At 65.1% G+C, this 18,794-nt stretch carries 18 protein-coding genes; 6 read left to right on the forward strand and 12 right to left on the reverse strand.

Going from position 1 to position 18,794, the window contains the following annotated elements; genetic code table 11:
- The first annotated feature begins 10 nt into the window (after positions 1-10).
- Positions 11-229 (forward strand): hypothetical protein, encoded by a 219-nt coding sequence (locus N4G42_RS15150; protein ID WP_056067635.1) that lies wholly within the window; start codon positions 11-13, stop codon positions 227-229.
- 134 nt (positions 230-363) lie between these two features.
- Here the strand turns inward: N4G42_RS15150 and N4G42_RS15155 are convergent, their stop codons facing one another.
- The 6 genes from N4G42_RS15155 to N4G42_RS15180 all read right to left on the reverse strand — a co-directional run bounded on the left by N4G42_RS15155 (position 364) and on the right by N4G42_RS15180 (position 5,708).
- Positions 364-900, reverse strand: a complete 537-nt coding sequence (locus N4G42_RS15155) for a disulfide bond formation protein B (RefSeq protein WP_260667759.1) — start codon at positions 898-900, stop codon at positions 364-366.
- Between the two features lie 56 nt (positions 901-956).
- Complete coding sequence (locus tag N4G42_RS15160) at positions 957-2,081, reverse strand: sulfate/molybdate ABC transporter ATP-binding protein (RefSeq protein WP_056067633.1); 1,125 nt, start codon at positions 2,079-2,081, stop codon at positions 957-959.
- Positions 2,078-2,983, reverse strand: coding sequence for a sulfate ABC transporter permease subunit CysW (gene cysW, locus N4G42_RS15165; RefSeq protein WP_260667760.1), 906 nt, complete (start codon positions 2,981-2,983; stop codon positions 2,078-2,080). Before cysW ends, N4G42_RS15160 begins: the two co-directional genes overlap by 4 nt.
- Positions 2,980-3,849: a sulfate ABC transporter permease subunit CysT gene (gene cysT, locus N4G42_RS15170; RefSeq protein WP_056746214.1), complete on the reverse strand. Its 870-nt coding sequence runs from the start codon at positions 3,847-3,849 to the stop codon at positions 2,980-2,982. The genes cysW and cysT overlap by 4 nt, the downstream gene beginning before the upstream one ends.
- Before the next feature lie 37 nt (positions 3,850-3,886).
- On the reverse strand, positions 3,887-4,891 hold the full coding sequence (locus tag N4G42_RS15175; RefSeq protein WP_260667761.1) for a sulfate ABC transporter substrate-binding protein: 1,005 nt from the start codon (positions 4,889-4,891) through the stop codon (positions 3,887-3,889).
- A gap of 232 nt (positions 4,892-5,123) precedes the next feature.
- Positions 5,124-5,708: an RBBP9/YdeN family alpha/beta hydrolase gene (locus tag N4G42_RS15180; protein ID WP_056067829.1), complete on the reverse strand. Its 585-nt coding sequence runs from the start codon at positions 5,706-5,708 to the stop codon at positions 5,124-5,126.
- A 289-nt stretch (positions 5,709-5,997) separates the two neighbouring features.
- Between N4G42_RS15180 and N4G42_RS15185 the strand changes: the two genes are divergently transcribed.
- The 4 genes from N4G42_RS15185 to N4G42_RS15200 all read left to right on the forward strand — a co-directional run bounded on the left by N4G42_RS15185 (position 5,998) and on the right by N4G42_RS15200 (position 10,443).
- Positions 5,998-7,659, forward strand: a complete 1,662-nt coding sequence (locus N4G42_RS15185) for a methyl-accepting chemotaxis protein (RefSeq protein WP_056067627.1) — start codon at positions 5,998-6,000, stop codon at positions 7,657-7,659.
- A 141-nt stretch (positions 7,660-7,800) separates the two neighbouring features.
- Positions 7,801-8,709: a hypothetical protein gene (locus N4G42_RS15190; RefSeq protein WP_260667762.1), complete on the forward strand. Its 909-nt coding sequence runs from the start codon at positions 7,801-7,803 to the stop codon at positions 8,707-8,709.
- Between the two features lie 22 nt (positions 8,710-8,731).
- Positions 8,732-9,346 (forward strand): sigma-70 family RNA polymerase sigma factor, encoded by a 615-nt coding sequence (locus tag N4G42_RS15195; protein ID WP_409557833.1) that lies wholly within the window; start codon positions 8,732-8,734, stop codon positions 9,344-9,346.
- Positions 9,343-10,443, forward strand: a complete 1,101-nt coding sequence (locus N4G42_RS15200; RefSeq protein WP_260667763.1) for an ankyrin repeat domain-containing protein — start codon at positions 9,343-9,345, stop codon at positions 10,441-10,443. The genes N4G42_RS15195 and N4G42_RS15200 overlap by 4 nt, the downstream gene beginning before the upstream one ends.
- Positions 10,444-10,546: 103 nt before the next feature.
- Here N4G42_RS15200 and N4G42_RS15205 read toward each other — a convergent pair whose 3' ends face one another.
- Both N4G42_RS15205 and N4G42_RS15210 read right to left on the reverse strand, forming a co-directional pair.
- Positions 10,547-11,416 carry an HDOD domain-containing protein gene (locus N4G42_RS15205; protein WP_056746683.1) on the reverse strand — a complete coding sequence of 290 codons (870 nt, stop codon included), beginning with the start codon at positions 11,414-11,416 and terminating at the stop codon, positions 10,547-10,549.
- A gap of 164 nt (positions 11,417-11,580) precedes the next feature.
- Positions 11,581-12,528, reverse strand: coding sequence for a LysR family transcriptional regulator (locus N4G42_RS15210; RefSeq protein ID WP_056746686.1), 948 nt, complete (start codon positions 12,526-12,528; stop codon positions 11,581-11,583).
- Positions 12,529-12,660: 132 nt separating this feature from the next.
- Between N4G42_RS15210 and N4G42_RS15215 the strand changes: the two genes are divergently transcribed.
- Complete coding sequence (locus N4G42_RS15215) at positions 12,661-13,305, forward strand: FMN-dependent NADH-azoreductase (protein WP_099730040.1); 645 nt, start codon at positions 12,661-12,663, stop codon at positions 13,303-13,305.
- Between the two features lie 187 nt (positions 13,306-13,492).
- Here the strand turns inward: N4G42_RS15215 and N4G42_RS15220 are convergent, their stop codons facing one another.
- The 4 genes from N4G42_RS15220 to N4G42_RS15235 all read right to left on the reverse strand — a co-directional run bounded on the left by N4G42_RS15220 (position 13,493) and on the right by N4G42_RS15235 (position 18,715).
- Positions 13,493-15,799 (reverse strand): bifunctional diguanylate cyclase/phosphodiesterase, encoded by a 2,307-nt coding sequence (locus tag N4G42_RS15220; RefSeq protein WP_260667764.1) that lies wholly within the window; start codon positions 15,797-15,799, stop codon positions 13,493-13,495.
- 285 nt (positions 15,800-16,084) lie between these two features.
- Positions 16,085-16,888 carry a MetQ/NlpA family ABC transporter substrate-binding protein gene (locus tag N4G42_RS15225; protein WP_260667765.1) on the reverse strand — a complete coding sequence of 268 codons (804 nt, stop codon included), beginning with the start codon at positions 16,886-16,888 and terminating at the stop codon, positions 16,085-16,087.
- A 266-nt stretch (positions 16,889-17,154) separates the two neighbouring features.
- On the reverse strand, positions 17,155-18,243 hold the full coding sequence (locus N4G42_RS15230) for a DUF6817 domain-containing protein (protein WP_260667766.1): 1,089 nt from the start codon (positions 18,241-18,243) through the stop codon (positions 17,155-17,157).
- A 163-nt stretch (positions 18,244-18,406) separates the two neighbouring features.
- Positions 18,407-18,715 (reverse strand): hypothetical protein, encoded by a 309-nt coding sequence (locus N4G42_RS15235; RefSeq protein WP_260667767.1) that lies wholly within the window; start codon positions 18,713-18,715, stop codon positions 18,407-18,409.
- Positions 18,716-18,794 lie beyond the last annotated feature (79 nt).

An 18,794-nucleotide genomic window follows, 5' to 3' on the forward strand; every position in this document is an offset into this window, starting at 1 on the left:
TAGCCCCTGCATGAAAATCATCGATGAAATGTTGAACCTGGACCTGCTCACCCACGAGCAGCACCTGCAAATCAGTGCATGGATCGCGCGCTCCGCGTCGCCGGAAGAGATATTGCAAATGCCTGCGCCACTGTGGCAGGCCGTAGAACGCGCCAGTCAGACCATGGGCATCAACGAAGACCTTTTGCGTCCTCCTTCGCTGGACGCAGGGGACATGGTGCTTGGATAGCCAACCTTGTGCGCTTTCATGCGACCAGGTGGGACTGCGCTCGGAGCAGGAACACCGGCGCTGGCAGCCCTTCCCATAACGAAAAAGGCGCTCCCTGGAGCGCCTTTTTCATGCAAGCCCATGCCTCACAAGCATCAAACCATCGAATAACCAGAGCCTCGCTTGTTGCCACCCTTCAGCGCCCGCAACAGCACAGCCAGCAGCACCAAGCCAAACCCCACGAAGCAGATGAACGACCAGTTGGCAATCGAGCCACCCAGGAAGGTCCAGTCGATCGCAGTGCAATCGCCCGAGCCCCGGAAGATCATGGGGATGGCGCGGCTGATGGGGTAGTTTTCGATCATGCCGTAGAAGTCACGGCCGCAGGTAGCGATCTCCGGCGGGTACCACTGCAGCCAGCTCTGGCGAGCCGCCACAAAGGCGCCAAACCCGGCAGTGATCACGGCCAGCACCGCCCAGGTCATCCACCAGCCCCGATTGCCTCGCGCACTCGCCAGGGCCGTGAATACAGCAACACCAATGAGCGCATACCGCTGCACGATGCACATGGGGCAAGGCTCCAGGCCCACCACATGCTGCAGGTACATGCCAAACGCCAGCATCGCCACACAGGCCACGCTGATCAGCGCCAGCACACGACGCGGGGCCTGATCAATCCAGTTCAACACCATCATTCTTGTCCCTCGAAACCGCAGGTTACCCAGAGAGGCCTCGAAGGAGAAACAACTCAGATACCGGCGGCGTGATCCAGAAAAACGCGGGCGCGGCGTGGTGTCACCACCAGCGTCTCACCCTCCTTGAAACCCATGTCCTTGAACTGCTGCGCAGGGATCTGCGCTTCGATCAGGGATTCTGGGGACGCATTGTCCGCTGGTTTGTGATCGTCGGTCGGAATAAGTTCCAGGCGCGCAATGGGGCCCACCACAATGGCGCGGCTCAGCTGGGCCACGATGCCACGGGGACGGCCTTCGGCGTCCAGGCCCGCGCCCGGGGAGTAGCGCTCCACGTCCAGGTCGTGGGGGCGCACATAGGCAAAGGCCTTGGCGTTCTGGGCGGCCTGGTGCTCGGGCGAGTCGAGCTGCATGCCGTCCAGGTGCACCAGGCCTTCATGGGCACGGCCGTGGAACAGGTTCACGTCGCCCAAAAAGCCGTACACAAACGGGCTGGCAGGCTGGTCCCACACCTGCTGGGGGGAGCCGCTTTGCTCGATCTTGCCCTGGTTGATCACCACCACGCGGTCCGCCACTTCCAGGGCTTCTTCCTGGTCGTGGGTCACGAAGATGCTGGTCACATGCAGCTCGTCGTGCAGGCGGCGCAGCCAGCGACGCAGCTCCTTGCGCACCTTGGCGTCCAGCGCGCCGAAGGGTTCGTCGAGCAGCAGCACCTTGGGCTCCACCGCCAGCGCGCGAGCCAGCGCAATGCGTTGGCGCTGGCCGCCAGACAGTTGCGAAGGGTAGCGCTCGGCCAGCCAGTCCAGCTGCACCAGCTTGAGCAGGTCCATGACCTTCTTCTTGATCTGTGCTTCGCTGGGGCGCTCGCTGCGGGGCTTCACGCGCAGGCCAAAAGCCACGTTCTCGAACACCGTCATGTGGCGGAACAATGCGTAGTGCTGGAAAACGAAGCCCACGTTGCGTTCGCGCACATGCACGTCGGTGGTGTCTTCGCCGCTGAAGTGGATGGTGCCCACGTCGGCCGTCTCCAGGCCCGCGATGATGCGCAGCAGCGTGGTCTTGCCGCAGCCCGAGGGGCCGAGCAGCGCGATGAGTTCGCCCGAGGCAATGTCCAGGCTCACATCGCGTAGCGCCTGGAAGTCTCCAAACTGCTTGCTGACGTTACGGATTTCGATGCTCATGGTGTCGTTCCTTGGGAGGGGCGCTCGGGCGGCAATTCGGCGGCGGCCTTCAGGGCTTGTTCGTTGCGGTGTTCGGCAATGGTCTTGATGACCAGCGTGACCAAGGCGAGCAGGGCCAGCAGCGAGGCTGCGGCAAATGCGGCCACCGACTGGTACTCGTTGTAGAGAATTTCGACGTGCAGCGGGATGGTGTTGGTCTGCCCACGGATGTGGCCCGACACCACCGACACCGCACCAAACTCGCCCATGGCCCGCGCGTTGCACAAGATCACGCCGTACAGCAGGCCCCACTTGATGTTCGGCAAGGTCACGTACCAGAAGGTCTGCCAGCCGCTCGCGCCCAGCACGATGGCGGCCTGCTCCTCGTCGTTGCCCTGCGCCTGCATCAGCGGGATGAGCTCGCGGGCGATGAACGGAAAGGTCACAAACACGGTAGCCAGCACGATGCCGGGCACGGCAAAGATGATCTTGATGTCATGCGCCTGCAGCCACGGACCAAACCAGCCTTGCGCGCCAAACATCAGCACATAGATCAGGCCCGCCACCACGGGCGACACCGAGAACGGCAGGTCCACCAGCGTGGTCAAGAAGGCCTTGCCCTTGAACTCGTACTTGGCAATGCACCACGCGGCTGCCACGCCGAACACGAGGTTCAGCGGCACGGCAATCAGCGCGGTGATCAGCGTGAGCTTGATGGCCGACCAGGCATCGGGCTCACGCAGGCCTTCCAGGTACGCGCCAAAGCCCTTGCGCAGCGCCTCTGCAAACACGGCGGCCAGTGGCAACACCAGGAACAGCAGCATGAAAGCCAAGGCGATGGCGATCAGCGTGTAGCGGACCCAGGGCGCTTCGGTCGTGCCCGCCTGGGCGCGGCGAATGGTTCGGGAGTTGTTGCCGCTCATGCTGGAGCCCCCGCGTGGCGGCGCTGCCAGGCTTGCAGCGCGTTGATGATGAGCAGCAGGATGAAGGAGATGACCAGCATCACCACAGCCACGGCGGTGGCGCCGGCGTAGTCATACTGCTCCAGCTTGCCGATGATGATGAGCGGCGTGATCTCCGACACCATGGGCATGTTGCCCGCGATGAAGATCACCGAGCCGTATTCCCCCACCGCCCGCGCAAACGCCATGGCAAAGCCGGTGAGCAGCGCAGGCGTGATGGAGGGCAGGATGACCTTGGTGAAGGTCTGCAGGCGCGTGGCGCCCAGGCATGTGGCGGCTTCTTCCAGCTCCTTTTCGGCGTCTTCCAGCACGGGCTGCACGGTGCGCACCACAAATGGCAAGCCGATGAAGATCAGCGCAATCACAATGCCCGCAGGCTTGAACGCGAGCTGGATGCCCATGGGCTCCAGAATGCTGCCCACCCAGCCATTGCCTGCCAGCAGGGCCGTGAGCGAGATACCTGCCACGGCGGTGGGCAGCGCAAACGGCAGGTCCACCAGCGCATCGACGATCTTCTTGCCCGGGAACTTGTAGCGCACCAGCACCCACGCGATCAGCAGGCCAAACACCAGATTGACCAGCGCCGCGAGAAACGATGCGCCAAAGGTCAGCCGGTACGACGCCATCACGCGCGGCGCGCTGATGGCCGCCCAGAACTGGTCCCAGGTGAGCGTGAAGGTCTTGAAGATCAGTGCCGACAGCGGGATCAGCACGATGATGCTCAAGTAGAAAAGGGTGTAGCCCAGTGACAGCCCAAAGCCAGGCAGCACGCGCTTGGGCGCGCGCCGTCCGGCCGGGGCTGCGGCCACAGCGGTCGCAGTGGTCATAGATGCAGTGGTGAGTCGGGAAAAGCGCTGGGCCTATTTACTTGGCGCCGGGCGTGTACAGCTTGTCGAACTGGCCGCCATCATTGAAATGCACCTTCTGCGCTTCGGTCAGCGAGCCGAAGTACTTGGCCACCGTGAACTGCTTGAGCGGTTTGAAGGTGTCGGCGTACTTCTTGAGCACGGTCTCCGAACGGGGGCGGATGGCGTGCTTGGCTGCGATCTCTTGCGCTTCGTCCGAATACAAGTAGTCCAGGTAGGCCTTGGCCAGCTGGGCCGTGCCCTTTTTGGCCACAGTGCGCTCCACCACGGCCACGGGGTTCTCGGCCACCACGCTCACCGAGGGGTAGATGGCATCAACCTTGCCCGCGCCAAACTCGCGGTCGATGGAGACCACCTCGGATTCGAAAGTGATCAGCACATCGCCCTGGTTGCGCTGCAGGAAGGTGGCCGTGGCATCGCGGCCGCCCTTGGCCAGAATAGGCACGTTCTTGTACAGCTTGCCGACAAACTCGGCCGCCTGCGCCTCGGTGCCGCCCTTTTCACGCACGGCGCCCCAGGCGGCCAGGTAGGCATAGCGGCCGTTGCCGCCGGTCTTGGGGTTGACCACGATCACCTGCACGCCGGGCTTGATGAGGTCGTCCCAGTCTTTGATGTTCTTGGGGTTGCCGTTGCGCACTAGGAACAGCATGGTCGAGGTGGTGGGCGATGCGTCGTGTGGGAACTTCTTGGCCCAGTCCTTGGCAACCACGCCGTTGTCCGCCAGAAACTGTACGTCGGTGGTGGTGTTCATGGTGACCACGTCAGCAGCCAAACCGTCGTTCACGGCACGGGCCTGGGCGCTGGAGCCGGCGTGCGACTGGTCGATCTTCACGTCCTGGCCGGTGGTCTTCTTGTAGTGCGCAGCGAAGGCCACGTTGTAGTCCTTGTAGAACTCGCGGGCCACGTCATACGACACATTGAGCAGCGAATTTTGAGCGGCAGCCATGCCGCTCGCGGCCAGGGCCAGAGAGGCCAGGAGGGTCTTGAGTTTCAAAGAAGTCATGGTGAAGTCGCCCAAAAAATGCAGGAGATTCCGCATTGTGCGGACCACCCCTTAAAACTCAAAAGAATATATTCTTGTTAATTAATCGAGAATTGGCATATAAGCATCTCAAAGGGCGCACCGGGGCCATGACCCCAAACCGCACACCAGCTGCTCGGGGCCGGACATTTCGGCTCCTGCAGGCTCCAAGCGCTGGTAACACATGCACCGAAAGCTATCAATTAGATAGCAATCAGGCGGCGGCCGGAGAAACCTGCGAGTACCCTGCCGCTGGCTGGATGGTGCTGTGATCGCCCTCCAGAGACTGCAGCAACGCCCAGCCCAGCGGCCATTCGCCATGGCCCGAGTCGATGTTGATATGCCCCGCGTTCTGCATGCGCACAAACTCGCTGCCCCAGGCCCTGGCATAGGCGCCCGCCAGGCGAATGGGACAAAACGGGTCATTGCTGCTGGCCACCACGATGCTGCGGTAAGGCAACGCCGCGTAGGGCACGGGGGCAAAGTCGCTCAGGATGGCGCGGCGCTCGGGGTCGGCAGGAGCCACCAGCAAGGCGCCGCACACCTTGGCTGCAGCCTCCGGCCCCATGTGGGTGGTGGCAATACAGCCCAGGCTGTGTGCCACGATCACTACAGGGTGCGTTGCGGCCAGTACCGTCTTCTCCAACTGACTCACCCAGGCTGAACGCGTGGGCGTGATCCAGTCGTCCTGCACCACGCGGCGCGCGTGGGGGAGGCGCTCGGCCCACAGGCTCTGCCAGTGGCCGGGGCCCGAATCGCGCCAGCCGGGGACGATGATGATGGAGGTGGTGGTGGTCACAGGCAGGGATTCTGCGAGCCAGCCTTTAAAACCCAAACGACTTAATTTTTGTTATTTAATCTCCAAATCATCTAAAAAAGCGACTTCTGCTTGCCTCTTTCAATCAATGACTATTGAGTGAATAAATTAAACCAACCGGTTTAATTTCAAACCGACGCGTACAATGTAACGAATTGCAAACAAGCCGCCTGGCGCCGTTCCGCACGACGGCGGCTGGTTGGGTTTGCATTGGCGGCTTGTCCCAGGTCGGTTCTTCCTTAGTCATCTTCACTTCAAGAGGCACCTTTCAATGCACACATGGAAAATCAGCCAGCGCCTGATGGCGGGCTTCGGTTTGGTCATCGTGGCCCTGCTCGGCATGTCGGTCTACAGCGTGCTCATTGCACGGGGCATTGATGGCGCCCTGACCGCCAATGCCACGCAGAACGCGGTCATCCAACGCGCTGCCATCAACTTCCGGGGCTCGGCGCACGACCGCTCCATCGCGGTGCGCGACGTGGTGCTGGCCCCCAACGACGACGCACGCAAGAAGGAAATCGAATCCATCGCACGGCTGGCGGACTTCTATGCGCAGTCCGCCACGCAGCTGGACAGCGTGCTGAAAACCGCCAAGGAGATTCCGCCCGAAGTGGCCCCTATGGTGCAGTCGCTCAAAGACATTGAAGCGCGTACGGTAGCCACCACCAGCAAGGTGGTCGCGCTGATGCAGTCCGGCGACCGCGCAGGCGCTGAAGCCATGCTCTGGACCGAGGCCAAGCCCCAGTACGAGCAATGGCTGGCCGCAGCCAACAAGCTCATCGACTACGAAGAGGCGCGCATCATCAAGAACAGCCAGACGGCCAACCAGGACGCGAGCCAGTTCACCGGCGTGATGCTGTCCATCACGCTGTTGGCGGTGCTGATCAGTGTGGCGGTGACGGTGCTGGTATCACGCAGCATTGGCCGCGAGCTGGGCGCCGAGCCCAGCGAAGTGCGCGCGGTGGTGCAAGCCATCCAGCAGGGCAACCTCACCACCCCAGTGCAAGTGAAGGCGGGCGACACCGGCAGCGTGATGGTGGCAGTGCGCGACATGCAGCAGCGTTTTCATGAACTGGTGTCGGCCGTGCGCGACAACATTGCGCAGCTGCGCACCACCAGCGACGACATCAGCAGCGGCAACCAGAACCTGGGCCACCGCACCGAACAAGCCGCCAGCAGTCTGGAGCAAACCGCCGCCAGCATGGAAGAGCTGACCGCCACCGTGCGTCAAAGTGCCGACTCGGCCCGCCAGGCCAACGCCCTGGCCACCACCGCTGCCAGCACAGCCACCAAGGGCGGCGAAGTGATGCAGCAGGTGGTAAGCACCATGCAGGACATCCACCACAGCAGCCAGAAAATCGCCGACATCATCGGCGTGATCGACGGCATTGCGTTCCAGACCAACATCCTGGCGCTAAATGCCGCTGTGGAGGCAGCCCGAGCGGGCGAACAGGGGCGTGGCTTTGCCGTGGTGGCCACCGAGGTGCGCAGCCTGGCCCAGCGCAGTGCCGAGGCCGCCAAAGAGATCAAGGCGCTGATCCAGTCCAGCGTCGACAAGGTTGACTCGGGCACCCAGCTCGTGGCCAACGCGGGCGAGACCATGAACGAGATCGTGCAAGGCGTGCAGCGCGTGAACGGCATCATCGGCGAGATCAGCACCGCCGCCGCCGAGCAGAGCGACGGCATCTCGCAGGTCAACGTGGCCGTGACCCAGCTGGACCAGATGACCCAGCAAAACGGCGCCTTGGTGAGCGAAAGCACCACCGCCGCCGAAAACCTGCGCCAGCAAGCCCAGCGGCTGGCGGAGCTGGTGGCCGTGTTCCAGGTCGGCGGCAGTGCTTCAGCAGGCATGGGACTCGATGCACCGCGTGCCACGCCGGTACATCGTGGCAATGCCCTGCCCGTCCCCGGCGTGCGACGCCTCGCACACTGAGACAGCATTGCGGACAGCAGGTCCGCCAGAGTGGGTGCAATGAGGTGCTGAAAAAATTCTTGAATTTTTCGGTACCCCTCAACCCCATTGCCCCGCCCCGTTCGTTTCACCCAGCACCACCACTTTTTTGATGGAGCTGCCATGAAACCCCGTTCACTCACCCTGCACGCCCTCGCCGCCCTGACAGCACTGCTGGGCCTGGCCCACCTGCCTGCCCAAGCCATTGGCCGCCTCGCCGACGTGACCATCGTGGACCGCGACACCGGCGCCACGCTGCCGGTGCACTACGCCCGGGGCGAATACTGGGTGGCCGGGCGGCCCGGGGCGCGGTATGCCATCACGGTGCGCAACCGGTTGGGCGAGCGGATGCTGGCCGTGCCGTCGGTGGACGGCGTGAATGTGCTCAGCGGCGAAACCGCTGCGTGGGACCAGCGCGGCTATGTGTTCTCGCCCTATGAGCGTTACCAGATCACCGGCTGGCGCAAGAGCGACAGCCAGGTGGCGGCCTTCGAGTTTTCGCACATCGCCAACTCGTATGCCGCCCGCACGGGCCGCCCTGCGCATGTGGGCGTGATTGGCGTCGCCCTGTTCCGCGAACAGCCACCGATGCCCCAGCCTGCCCCCGCCATCACCCCCGAGCCCTACAGCCAGCGCCGCGACAACAGCCTGGGCCTCGGGCGTCTGCGGGAGGACCCCGCATCGCCCGCAGCCGCTGGGGCTGCCGGTGCGCCAGCTGCCCCAGCCCTATCGGCCGAGGCAGAGTCCTCTGCCCGCTCACAATCTGCCGACAGTGTGGCCAAGGCCGTTCCCATGCCATCGGCCAAGCTAGGCACGGCGCACGGCCAGCGCGAGACCTCGGTTGTCACCCACACCAGCTTCACGCGCCTGCAAGAGCAGCCCAATGAAATCATCAGCATCCGCTACGACAGCCGCGAGAACCTGATCGCCAGCGGCGTGATCCGCGAGCCCATCGCCCGCCCCCACGTGCCCCATGTGCCGCGCGCGTTTCCGCAGTCGGACAACCTGTCGTACGTACCCGACCCACGGTAGGCCTGGGCCGGCCCGTGAGTGCATGAGGGTTTCGCATAATGCCCGGGTGCCTGCCGCCCCACCCTCTCACGATGCCTACGACGCCGACGAAGCGCTGATGCTGCTCTACGCCGGTGGCGACATGGCCGCGTTTGACCGGCTGTACGCCCGGCACGAGCTGGCCGTGTGGCGGTTTGTGTTTCGCAGCGTGAAGGTGCAGGCCGTGGCCGACGACCTGCTGCAGGACGTGTGGTTTGCGGTGGCGCGCAACGCTGCCCGCTACGAGGTCAAGGCCAGGTTCCGCACCTGGCTGTTCACCTTGGCACACCACCGGCTGGTAGACCACCTGCGTACCGCCAAACACCATGCCAGCCTGGATGCCAGCGACGACGATGCGCGCAGCCTGGCGGACACGCTGGTGGCGGACTCGGGCTTCGGGCCTGTGCGGCAACTGCAGTCGCGGGAGCAGGCGGCTGCGCTGATTGCGGCGGTGGAGCAGTTGCCACTGGAGCAGCGCGAGGCCTTTTTGTTGCAAGCCGAAGGCGACCTGAGCGTGCAGGAGATTGCCGAGGCCACCGGCGTTAACTTTGAAACCGCCAAAAGCCGCCTGCGCTACGCGCGGGCCAGCCTGCGCCAGCACCTCAAGGAGTTTGTATGACCCGGCAGGATGACGAACTGGTCCGGCGCTACCACGAAGCCAGCGAACAGGAAGGCGCCCGCCCCGGCGTGCATGTGCGTGATGCCGTGCGTGCGCATGCCCAGATGATGGCCACGGCTGCGGCATCGGCATCAGCGGCCCCAGTGGCCCCCCCTGCCGCCAACCAGGCCCGCTGGAAGATTTCGGCCCTGGCCACCTTGGCCGTGGTGGGGCTGACTGGCTTGCTGATGCTGCAGTTTGAGCGCGGCACGCCCGGAGAGCGGGACACCGCTTTCAGCCACCGCCGGGCCGAGTCGCCTGCGCAGGCTCCTACGGCCCCTGCGCCTGCGCCTGCGGCCACACCGACGCTCCCGCCACCGGCAGAGCCCCCATCGGGCACTCCGCCTGCGCCGGAAAGCACGCAGAAAAGTACGCGGAACAGCACCGGCCCGTCGGCCGACGCCATGCCCCCCAAGCCCGCCACGGTAGCCCCCCCCGCGCCTGCGCAGACACCAGTACCCGCCCAGCCCGTAGCCAAGCCGGCTCCTGTGTCGCCTTCCACTGAGCAGGAAGCCCTGTCAGCACCTCGCGCAGCCGGGGCCCTCTCCGGTTTCCCAGCATCACCCCCCATGCCCTCGACGGCCGCAGCCCCCCGCGCCGAATCCAGTACCGAAAGGCGCGAACGCGCATCAGTCTCCCCTGCACCAGCCCTTCAAGAAACCGCTCCGGCTGCCCCCGCCGCAGCAGCTGCACCAGCCACCCGCGCCCCGCTGGCGGACTCTGCAGCGCGCGACCACCAGACGGCGGCTGCAGCCCCTGCCATGTCAAAGAATCTGGGCGCGGCCTCGCCCAACACCATCTGGGAGGCCGCCCGCTCGGGCCAACCCCAGCAGGTCGAAGCCCTCGTGCAACAGGGCACACCAGTGGATGCCCGCGACCCCGGAGGAAAAACCGCCCTGATGCTGGCGGCCATGAACGGCCACACCGCCACCGTGCAGCGGCTGCTGGCCTTGCGCGCCAACCCGGCGCTGGTGGACCGCGAAGGTCTGAATGCGGCACAGCTCGCGGCACAGCGGGGGCACACGCGCCTGGCAGAGCTGCTGGAAGCGGCCCGCTGAAAAGCGCACCGGCAGGTCTCGCAGTGCCTGCGTCATGTCCGCAGGGGCCGGGCGTAGCTGCCCCGCTCGGCGGTAGCGGCGAGTCAGTTGCTCGTCGGAATCATCAGAACCGCACCGCCTCAAACGCGGGGTGCAGCGCATCGATCCAGTGGTCCAGCTCGTCCTGAGTCACATGCAGGTGGTCCATGCAGGCCTGGCCGTGTTGGGTCCACTCGCGCGTGGGGGCCAGGCCGTCGTGCTGGTTGACCAGAAACTCGGCCAGCAAGCCCAGCGCCACCAGGTGGCGCACGGTGGGATCAAACTGCTCGTCGTTCAGGCAGGCAAAGTCGTGGTGCAGCCAGATGGCCTGGGCCACATCGCCCGGCAGGTGCCAGGTGCGCGCCACGATGGCGCCCATCACCGCGTGGTCGGTGCGGTGGCTCGCGTTCTCGGTCTGGGTAAAGGTGCGGTCCTTGCGCGCCAGGGCCTCGGTCACGGTGCCCGCGTAGCCCCGCACCGCCTTCACCAGCACCGGCATGCCCACATGGCAGAACAGCCCGAAGCTGTAGCCCAGCCCCGGGTCCAGGCTGTAGAGCTGGTGGCCGATGTGCTCGCACGCAATGGCGCGGCGCTGCGAGCTTTCCCAGAAATGCTCCAGCAGCGGCGAGCGCACCTGCAGCGCGTTGCGCGTGATGAAGGCAGACAGCAACTCCACGGCCGGCTGCAGCCCCAGCACCGTCAGCGCCATGCCCACGGTCTGCACCGGCTGGGCCAGGCCGTACAGCGGGCTGTTGGCCAGCCGCATCACGGCGGCGGCCAGGGCTACGTCGGAGGATGCCAGTTGCTCCAGCGCGGTCGAGTCCAGCTCAGGCGCCGCCACGATCTGCTGCAGGCGCAGCAACGATTCGGGGCACGGCGGGATCACGATGGCGCGCACGGCAGGGTGCACGCGGGCTTGCCGGATGTCTTGGTCGATGGGGTGTGGAGCGGTCACAAAAAGTCCCCGGGCCGCCGCGTGTGCCGACCACACGGACGGGCGCAGCCCGCACAGTTGCAATTCGTTGCATTGTGGCGCCAAAAAGCGCTTTGCCCACCGAATCCGTGCACAAGCGCAGGCTTTGCGCCCAGCGCCTCAGAACCTGTACTTTGAACAGGTTCTCAGATATTGGCGCCGTCGAGCCCCTGCAGGGCCTGCCGTGTGCTCAGGCTGCTGCGGCCGGGCATGGCCTCGCCCAGGTAGTCCAGAAAACGCCGCACCGCGGGCGACAGCCCCCGGCGGGAGGGGAACACGGCATGCACGATGGCGGGCGCCGGCGCCCAGTCGGGCAGCACCCGCACCAGCTTGCGCTCGCGCATTTCTTCCTGGCACATGTAGTCGGGCATCCAGCACACCCCCGTGCCGGCCACGGCAGCATATTTGAGCGTGAGCAGGTCGTCGGCCACATAGCGCGGCGTGTGCTGCACCACCTGGTGCACGCCGCCCGGGCCGATCAGGTTCCAGGTCGATCGGCCATCGGGGGCCGACATGGCGATGCTGTCGAGCTTGGCCAGGTCGTCCAGCGTTTGGGGCGTGCCCTGGCGGATCAGCAGCTCGGGGCTGGCCACCAGGATCTGCGTGGTGTGGTCCAGCCGCTTGACGACCATGCTGCCGCTGTCGTCCACCGAGGGACGCACGCGCAGCGCCACGTCGATGCCCTCTTCCACCAGGTTGACCGCGCGGTTGCTCACCAGCATGTCGATGCGCACCTCGGGGCAACTGGCCAGGAACCGGGGGATCAGCTCGGCCACCACGGTCTGCGCCAGCGTGACGGGGCAGCTCACGCGGATGGTGCCGCGCGGCACGGTCTGCACCTGGGCCACCGTGTCGGCCGCCGCCTGGGCCGATTCGCGCATGGCCTGACAGTGGCGCAAATAGGCTTCGCCCACTTCGGTCAGCGAGAGCTTGCGGGTGGTGCGCTGCAGCAGGCGCACGCCCAGCTGCGTTTCCAGGTCGGACACCCGGCGCGACAGGCGCGATTTGGGAATGCCGAGCGCGCGGCCCGCAGCGGCAAAGCCGCCGCGCTCCACCACTTCGGCGAAATACAGCATGTCGTTGAGATCTTGCATGGGCTTCATCGTCCTATGGATAGAACAATCTATCGCAAGTTCACTACCTTATCAACAAATTGATCCATCCCCACAATTCATCCCATGGCCACACGCTGTGGCTCCGATCCACAGAACCCCAGGAGTTCCCTCATGCAACTGCTTCACGTCGACTCTGCCATCACCGGTGATCAATCCGTGTCCCGCCAACTGACTGCCCGCACCGTGACCGCCTGGCAAGCCGCTCACCCTGGCACCACCGTGCAATACCTGGACCTGGCCCAGCAAGCGCCTTCGCACCTGTCGGCCCAGTCGCTGGGGTTCCGCACCGGCCAGGCCGCTGCCACCGAGGCAGAGCGCGCTGAAAACGCACTGTCCGAAGCCCTGGTGAGCCAGTTCCTGGCCTCCGACGTGATCGTGATTGGCGCGCCGCTGTACAACTTCTCCATCCCCAGCCAGCTCAAGGCCTGGATCGACCGCCTGGCGCAAGCGGGCCGCACCTTCAAGTACACCGAGAAGGGCCCCGTGGGTCTGGCCGGTGGCAAGACGGTGATCGTGGCCTCCACCCGTGGCGGCGTGTACTCGACCAGCGAAGGCGGCCAGGCGATGGAGCACCAGGAGAGCTACCTGAAGGTGGTGTTTGGCTTCTTCGGCATCACCGACGTGCGTTTTGTGCGTGCCGAAGGCGTGGCCATGGGCCCGGACGCCAAGGCGGCCGCACTGGCCTCGGCCAACGTGGAAATTTCCACACACACCAGCGTGGCCGCCAACCAAGGTCGCGTGTCGCAGGCCGCATAAGCCCAGCGGCAACAACGGCGCGCAGGGCACAAGCCCTGCAAGCCCCCCCAAACCCGGCCCTGTGCCGGGTTTGGGCTTTTATCAGGGCAAAACGGTCGGATGCGCTAGTGGAACATGCCTGAGCAGCTATCATTTTTGATATGCCACACACGGACCATGCCGCCCCCACGCCACACCATGCCAGCAGTCACTGCGCAGCGGGCGGCGCCTGCCGCTGCAGCCATTGCTCGGCCAGTGGCCCGGGCGCCAGGGCCGGTGCAAACAGCCAGCCCTGAAAACGCTCGCAGCCCATGCGGATCAACAACTGCAGCTGCTCCTCGGTCTCCACGCCTTCGGCCACCACCTCCAGCCCCAGCGTGCGGGCCAGGGCGTTGACGGTGGCGCAGATCTCGCGGTCGTTCACGTCCACCACGATGTCGCGCACAAACACCTTGTCGATCTTCAGCTCGCTCACCGGCAGGCGCTTGAGCTTGATGAGCGACGAGTGGCCGGTGCCAAAGTCGTCGATCGACAGCGCAAAACCCGCGTTCTTCAGATCGAGCGCGATGGCGTACAGGGACTCGTCCAGCAGCTGCGACTCGGTGATCTCCAGCACCAGGCCGGCGGGCGCCACCCCGGCGCGCTGGGTCACGCCCAGCAGGGTCTGGGTGAAACCCGGCTCACGCAGCTGGATGGTGGAGACATTGACCGACACCACGGGCGCCTGCCAGCCCTCGGCACGCCACTGTGCCATCTGGCGGCAGGCAGTCTCGAACACCCACAGCCCGATGGGCACGATGAGCCCGCTCTCCTCGGCCAGCGGGATGAACTCGTCGGGCGGCACCGCCTTGCCATCCACCGACCAGCGCAGCAGCGCCTCGGCACCCACGGTCTGGCGCTGCTGGTTGAGCTGGGGCTGGTAGACCAGCGAGAACTCGCCCGCCTGCAATGCGTTGTGCAGGCGCCGGCGCAGCTCCAGCCGCCCGCGCGTGATCTGCGTGAACTCCTCGATGTAGAAGCGGTACGAGCCCCGGCCTGCACTCTTGGTGGCGTGCAGCGCCGAATGCGCGTGGCGCACCAGCTCCACGCTGTTGGCCGAGTCGTCCGGGTACAGGCTGATGCCCAGGCTGGCCCCCATGTACTGCGCGCCCACCTCCGACAGCTCCCAGGGCTGCGCCAGGCCCTCCACCAGCGAGGCCGCCAGCTGCGCCAGCTCGGTGCGCGACGCCGGGCGCAGCAGCATCACCGTGAACTGGTCATTGGCCAGCCGCGACACCAGGCCCTGCCCCGCCAGCAGCTGGGTGATGCGTTGCGCCACCTCGCTCAGCAGCGCGTCGCCCACGCGGTGGCCATAGGTTTCGTTCACGCTCTTGAAGTGATCCAGGTCGATCAGCATCAGCGCCACGCGGCGGTTGGTGCTGTGCGTGTCGCGCGCGGCCTCGGCCACGGCGCGCTCCAGCGCGTCTTCAAAGTAGCGTCGATTGGGCAGGCCGGTGAGCGCATCAAAGTGCGCCACGCGGTACAGCTGCTCCTCGTTGCGCAGCACGGCGGCCTCGGCCGTGCGCAGGCGGTTGAGCAGGGTCACCACAATGGTCTGGCGCAGTGCCGCCAGCAGCAGCACCAGCAGGCAGCACACCAGGATCAGCGCCTGCATGCCTGCCCTGCCATCGGGCGCCACAAACAGCAGCACCAGGGTGATGGCCGCCAGCGTCATGGACAGCAGTGGCACGTAGTTCATGACCTGGTCGCACTGGCGGCGGTAGGTCGAATCTGCCGACATCTCAAACCGCAGCCAGCGTGCGCCCCAGCCCAGCACCAGCGCCGATACACTGAAGCTGGCGTTGAACCAGATGCCCGGCTGCACCGTGTTGCTGATGACCATGAGGTTCCACTGCATCCAGCTCAGGCCAAAGCCCAGCAGGCCCAGCAGCACCAGCGCATGGGACCGGTCGATGCGCACCCCCACCGTCGGAACAGCCAGCGCCGTGACGCCGGCCGCAGCGAGAAACCCGGCCGGGTACAGCACCAGCACCGTGCCCACGGCCAGCGAGTCCACCTCGCCCGAGGGCAGGTAGATCACCAGCGTGAACGCCAGCAGCGCCAGCACCGTGCCGCCAAAGTCCAGGGCGGCCGGGTAGGCCCGATCGCGCGACAGGCGCGCAAAAGTGGCGCGGATGACAGTGGCAGCCCACAGCGGCCCACCCGCCAGAAACAGCAGGTCGGCGGGCGCGGGGAACGGGTTCCAGTCCAGCGCCACCTGCACGTTCCACACCATTTGCCCCAAGGCCACCAGCACCGCAAAGATCAGCAGGCCGGTGTGCAGCGCGCGGTCGGTGGGCGGCGCCAGCCGCCAGCCACGCCAGGCCCAGAAGGCAGACAGCCCAAACGCCAGCGTCCAGGACGCGTTGTCCAGAAACAGCCGCACGCCCGGTGCCGGTGTCCACAGTGACGCAACGAACAACAGCGTGGTCGCACTCAACCAGACCGCTGTGAGGATTCGTTCCGCGAAGGGCATGGTGGAGGGGATGGTGTTACTGGACGTTACCCTCTCATTGTGTATGCAAGCGCGACACCACAGTTTTCCCAGCGCAACGCAGGGGAATGGTGTTGGCGAAACGCTATCATTTGGATAGCTGTCTGCGCATTACGGAAAAGCGCATAACGCCAAAAATACTTGGATGTTTGACTGCTGTCGCAGCCGCTTTTTCCACCCCTCTCCCCTTGCGGGAGAGAGGGCGAAGCAGCAACCAGTCCGCAGAGTCACAGCGCCCCTCATTGCAGGGCGCATTTGCGATCAGCTTCAGAAGCCTGGCAGCACCGAGCCCTTGAATTCGGTCTGGATGAACTTCTTGACTTCTTCCGAGTGGTAAGCCTTCACCAGCTTGGCCACCCAGGGCTTGTCCTTGTCGGCTTCACGCACGGCGATCAGGTTGACGTAGGGGCTCTTGGCGTTTTCTTGTGCAATGGCGTCCTTGCCAGGGTTCAGGCCGGCCGACAGCGCAAAGTTGGTGTTGATGGCCGAGGCGTCCAGATCGTCCAGCGAACGGGGCAGCTGGGCGGCGTCCAGTTCAACAAACTTGAGCTTCTTGGGGTTGCTCACCACGTCCAGCGGCGTGGCCTTGAGGCCCGCGCCGTCACGCAGCTTGATCAGGCCCTTGTCCTGCAGCACCAGCAGCACACGGCCGCCGTTGGTGGGGTCGTTGGGAATGCCGAACTTGGCGCCTTCTTTCAGGTCTTCCAGCTTCTTGACCTTCTTGGAATACAGGCCGATGGGGAAGTTGACGGTGTAGCCCACCGACACCAGCTTGTAGCCACGGTCGGCCACTTGCGCGTCGAGGAAAGGCTTGTGCTGGTAGCTGTTGGCGTCCAGGTCGCCCGCAGCCAGCGCGGCGTTGGGCTGCACGTAGTCGCTGAACTCGACGATCTGGATCTTGAGGCCGTCCTTCTCGGCAACCTTCTTCACCTGCTCGAAGATCTGGGCGTGGGGGCCGCCGGTCACGCCCACCTTGATGGGCTTGTCCTGGGCCATGGCGCCGGACGAGAAAGCGGCAGCAGCGGCCAGGGCCAGGGCGGATTGCAGGAGAAGGCGCTTGTTGTTGTTCACAGGGAAAACCTTTCGTTGAGAGATGGTTCGCATCCTAGGGTTTCCCCGATAAAACTGGAACAACTAAGTTTTCATTTCATTACAACCCATTCGAATAAGAAGACAAGGCCCGTGCCCCCTCCCCCACCTCCTGAAACTGGTGCGCACCCGGCGAGGGCAGCCGAGCAAGGGCCGCCCCGCAGCGAGGGCTGCGTCCCCCTTCCCGAATCGCGCAGCGATTCGAGAGAAGGGGGAAGTGGCGCAGCCACTCAGGGGGATGTTCCAAGTCACCCACGCAGTGCCACGTTGTTCAGCTTGTCCAGCCGCTCGGGCCAGGTGCCCTCCACCGTCGCGCCCTGCAGCAGGATGCGCGTCCAGGCCACCCAGGCGTCCCACTGCACGCGCTTGTCCCACGCATTGCCCCAAGCGCTGAACAGGTGCAGAGCGCTCTCGGCAGCGGCCTTGGCGTCGTCCTTGCGGCCAGCGGACAGGTACAGCTGGGCCAGCACCATCTGCGGCTCGCCCACCCAGGGGTTGTGGCGCACGGCGCTTTCCAGCACGCCGGTGGCCACGTCCAGGTCCACCAGCGGCTGGTCTTGCTGGATGACGGACCAGTACAGCGACGTGGCCGCCGCCTCGTTGGCGGCAGACAGGTGCTGCGAGCAGTGTGCAAACACGGGTGGCATGGGCAGCACGTCCTTCAGCCCCGGGTGCTGCAGCGCCTTGGCCAGGCCATTGATCTGGTGCACCATGCGCCCCGACGGCCGCATGGGTCCGGGCCAGAGCGATGCAGCCCAGTGCGCCTTCTGGTGACGGTGCTGCACATCGGGAAAGCGCGAAAAGATGTCGTCCTGCCAGCTGAACCACTGCTCGATGGTGTCGGCCATGCTCACGATGATGAAGGCCGCCACCTCGTAGGGCGTGAGCACATGGTCCTGCCCATCCTTTTGCAGCACCAGGCTGCCGTCCGCCTCCAGCGCATGGGCCAGCACCTTTTGCACAAACTGCGTGCGCGACTGGGTGCAGAACAGGTAGACCAGGTGCTCGGCCGACTCGCCCGCAATCTCGCGCACCCGGGCACGCTCCTTGGCAGGGTCGAACTTCACCAGGTCCACAAACGCATTGCCATACACACTGTGCAGCAGGCCCAACAGGCGCACATCACGCGGCTGCTGCCACACCGTCAGCGTGCGCGTCACGCCCACCAAGTGGTGGCGAAACGTGCCCGCCTTGTGCCAGTCCTGCCCCACATTGCGCGCGAGCACCGTGGGCAACACGGGCGCCAATTCGGGGTCACGGGTCAGCCACTCGTCGTCCAGCAGCGGCAACGCGCGGGCAAACAGGTCAGGGTCCAGGGGGTGAAGCGGCAGGGTCATGGGGTTGTGTCTCCGGCGTTGAGTGTGCGGGTAATGCAATGTACACACAGTATCTGCCCACTCGGCGGGTGCGCAAGCACCGGGGCGACCCGGCCCTCACACCCAGCACGCGCCTGAATAGCGGCTCGGTCAGCCCTATTGCGTGCTGCGGGCTTTCAGCCTCTCAGACCAGCCGCACCTCAAAGTACGCGCCCTCTCCTTCCCCCAAATCCCGGAACCCGGCCTGCCGGGCTGCCACGCTGGCCTTGCCCCAGGCCTTGAGCAGGGTGAGATCGCCAGGAGACACCACCTCGGGCGGCGACTCCTCCAGGCTCTGCATGGTGTCCAGGGCAGCCGCCACCTGTTCGGGGCCGCCAAGCTGCTTTTCCAGGGCCCTGGCGTACCGGGTTTCTGCGGCAATGCGTTCCTTGGCCGGGAGTTCCTCGGGGTAGTCGCGCAGGATGACGGCGTAAGTGGATTCGATGACTTGCATGGCGCTGCTTCTCCTGTGGTTTGATACTGTATGAATATAAGGGGTATCTATTTAGCTCCAGTAGCCCGTTGATACTGTG

The sequence above is a fragment of the Acidovorax sp. K2F genome, assembly GCF_025246485.1.
Taxonomy (GTDB): domain Bacteria; phylum Pseudomonadota; class Gammaproteobacteria; order Burkholderiales; family Burkholderiaceae_C; genus Acidovorax; species Acidovorax delafieldii.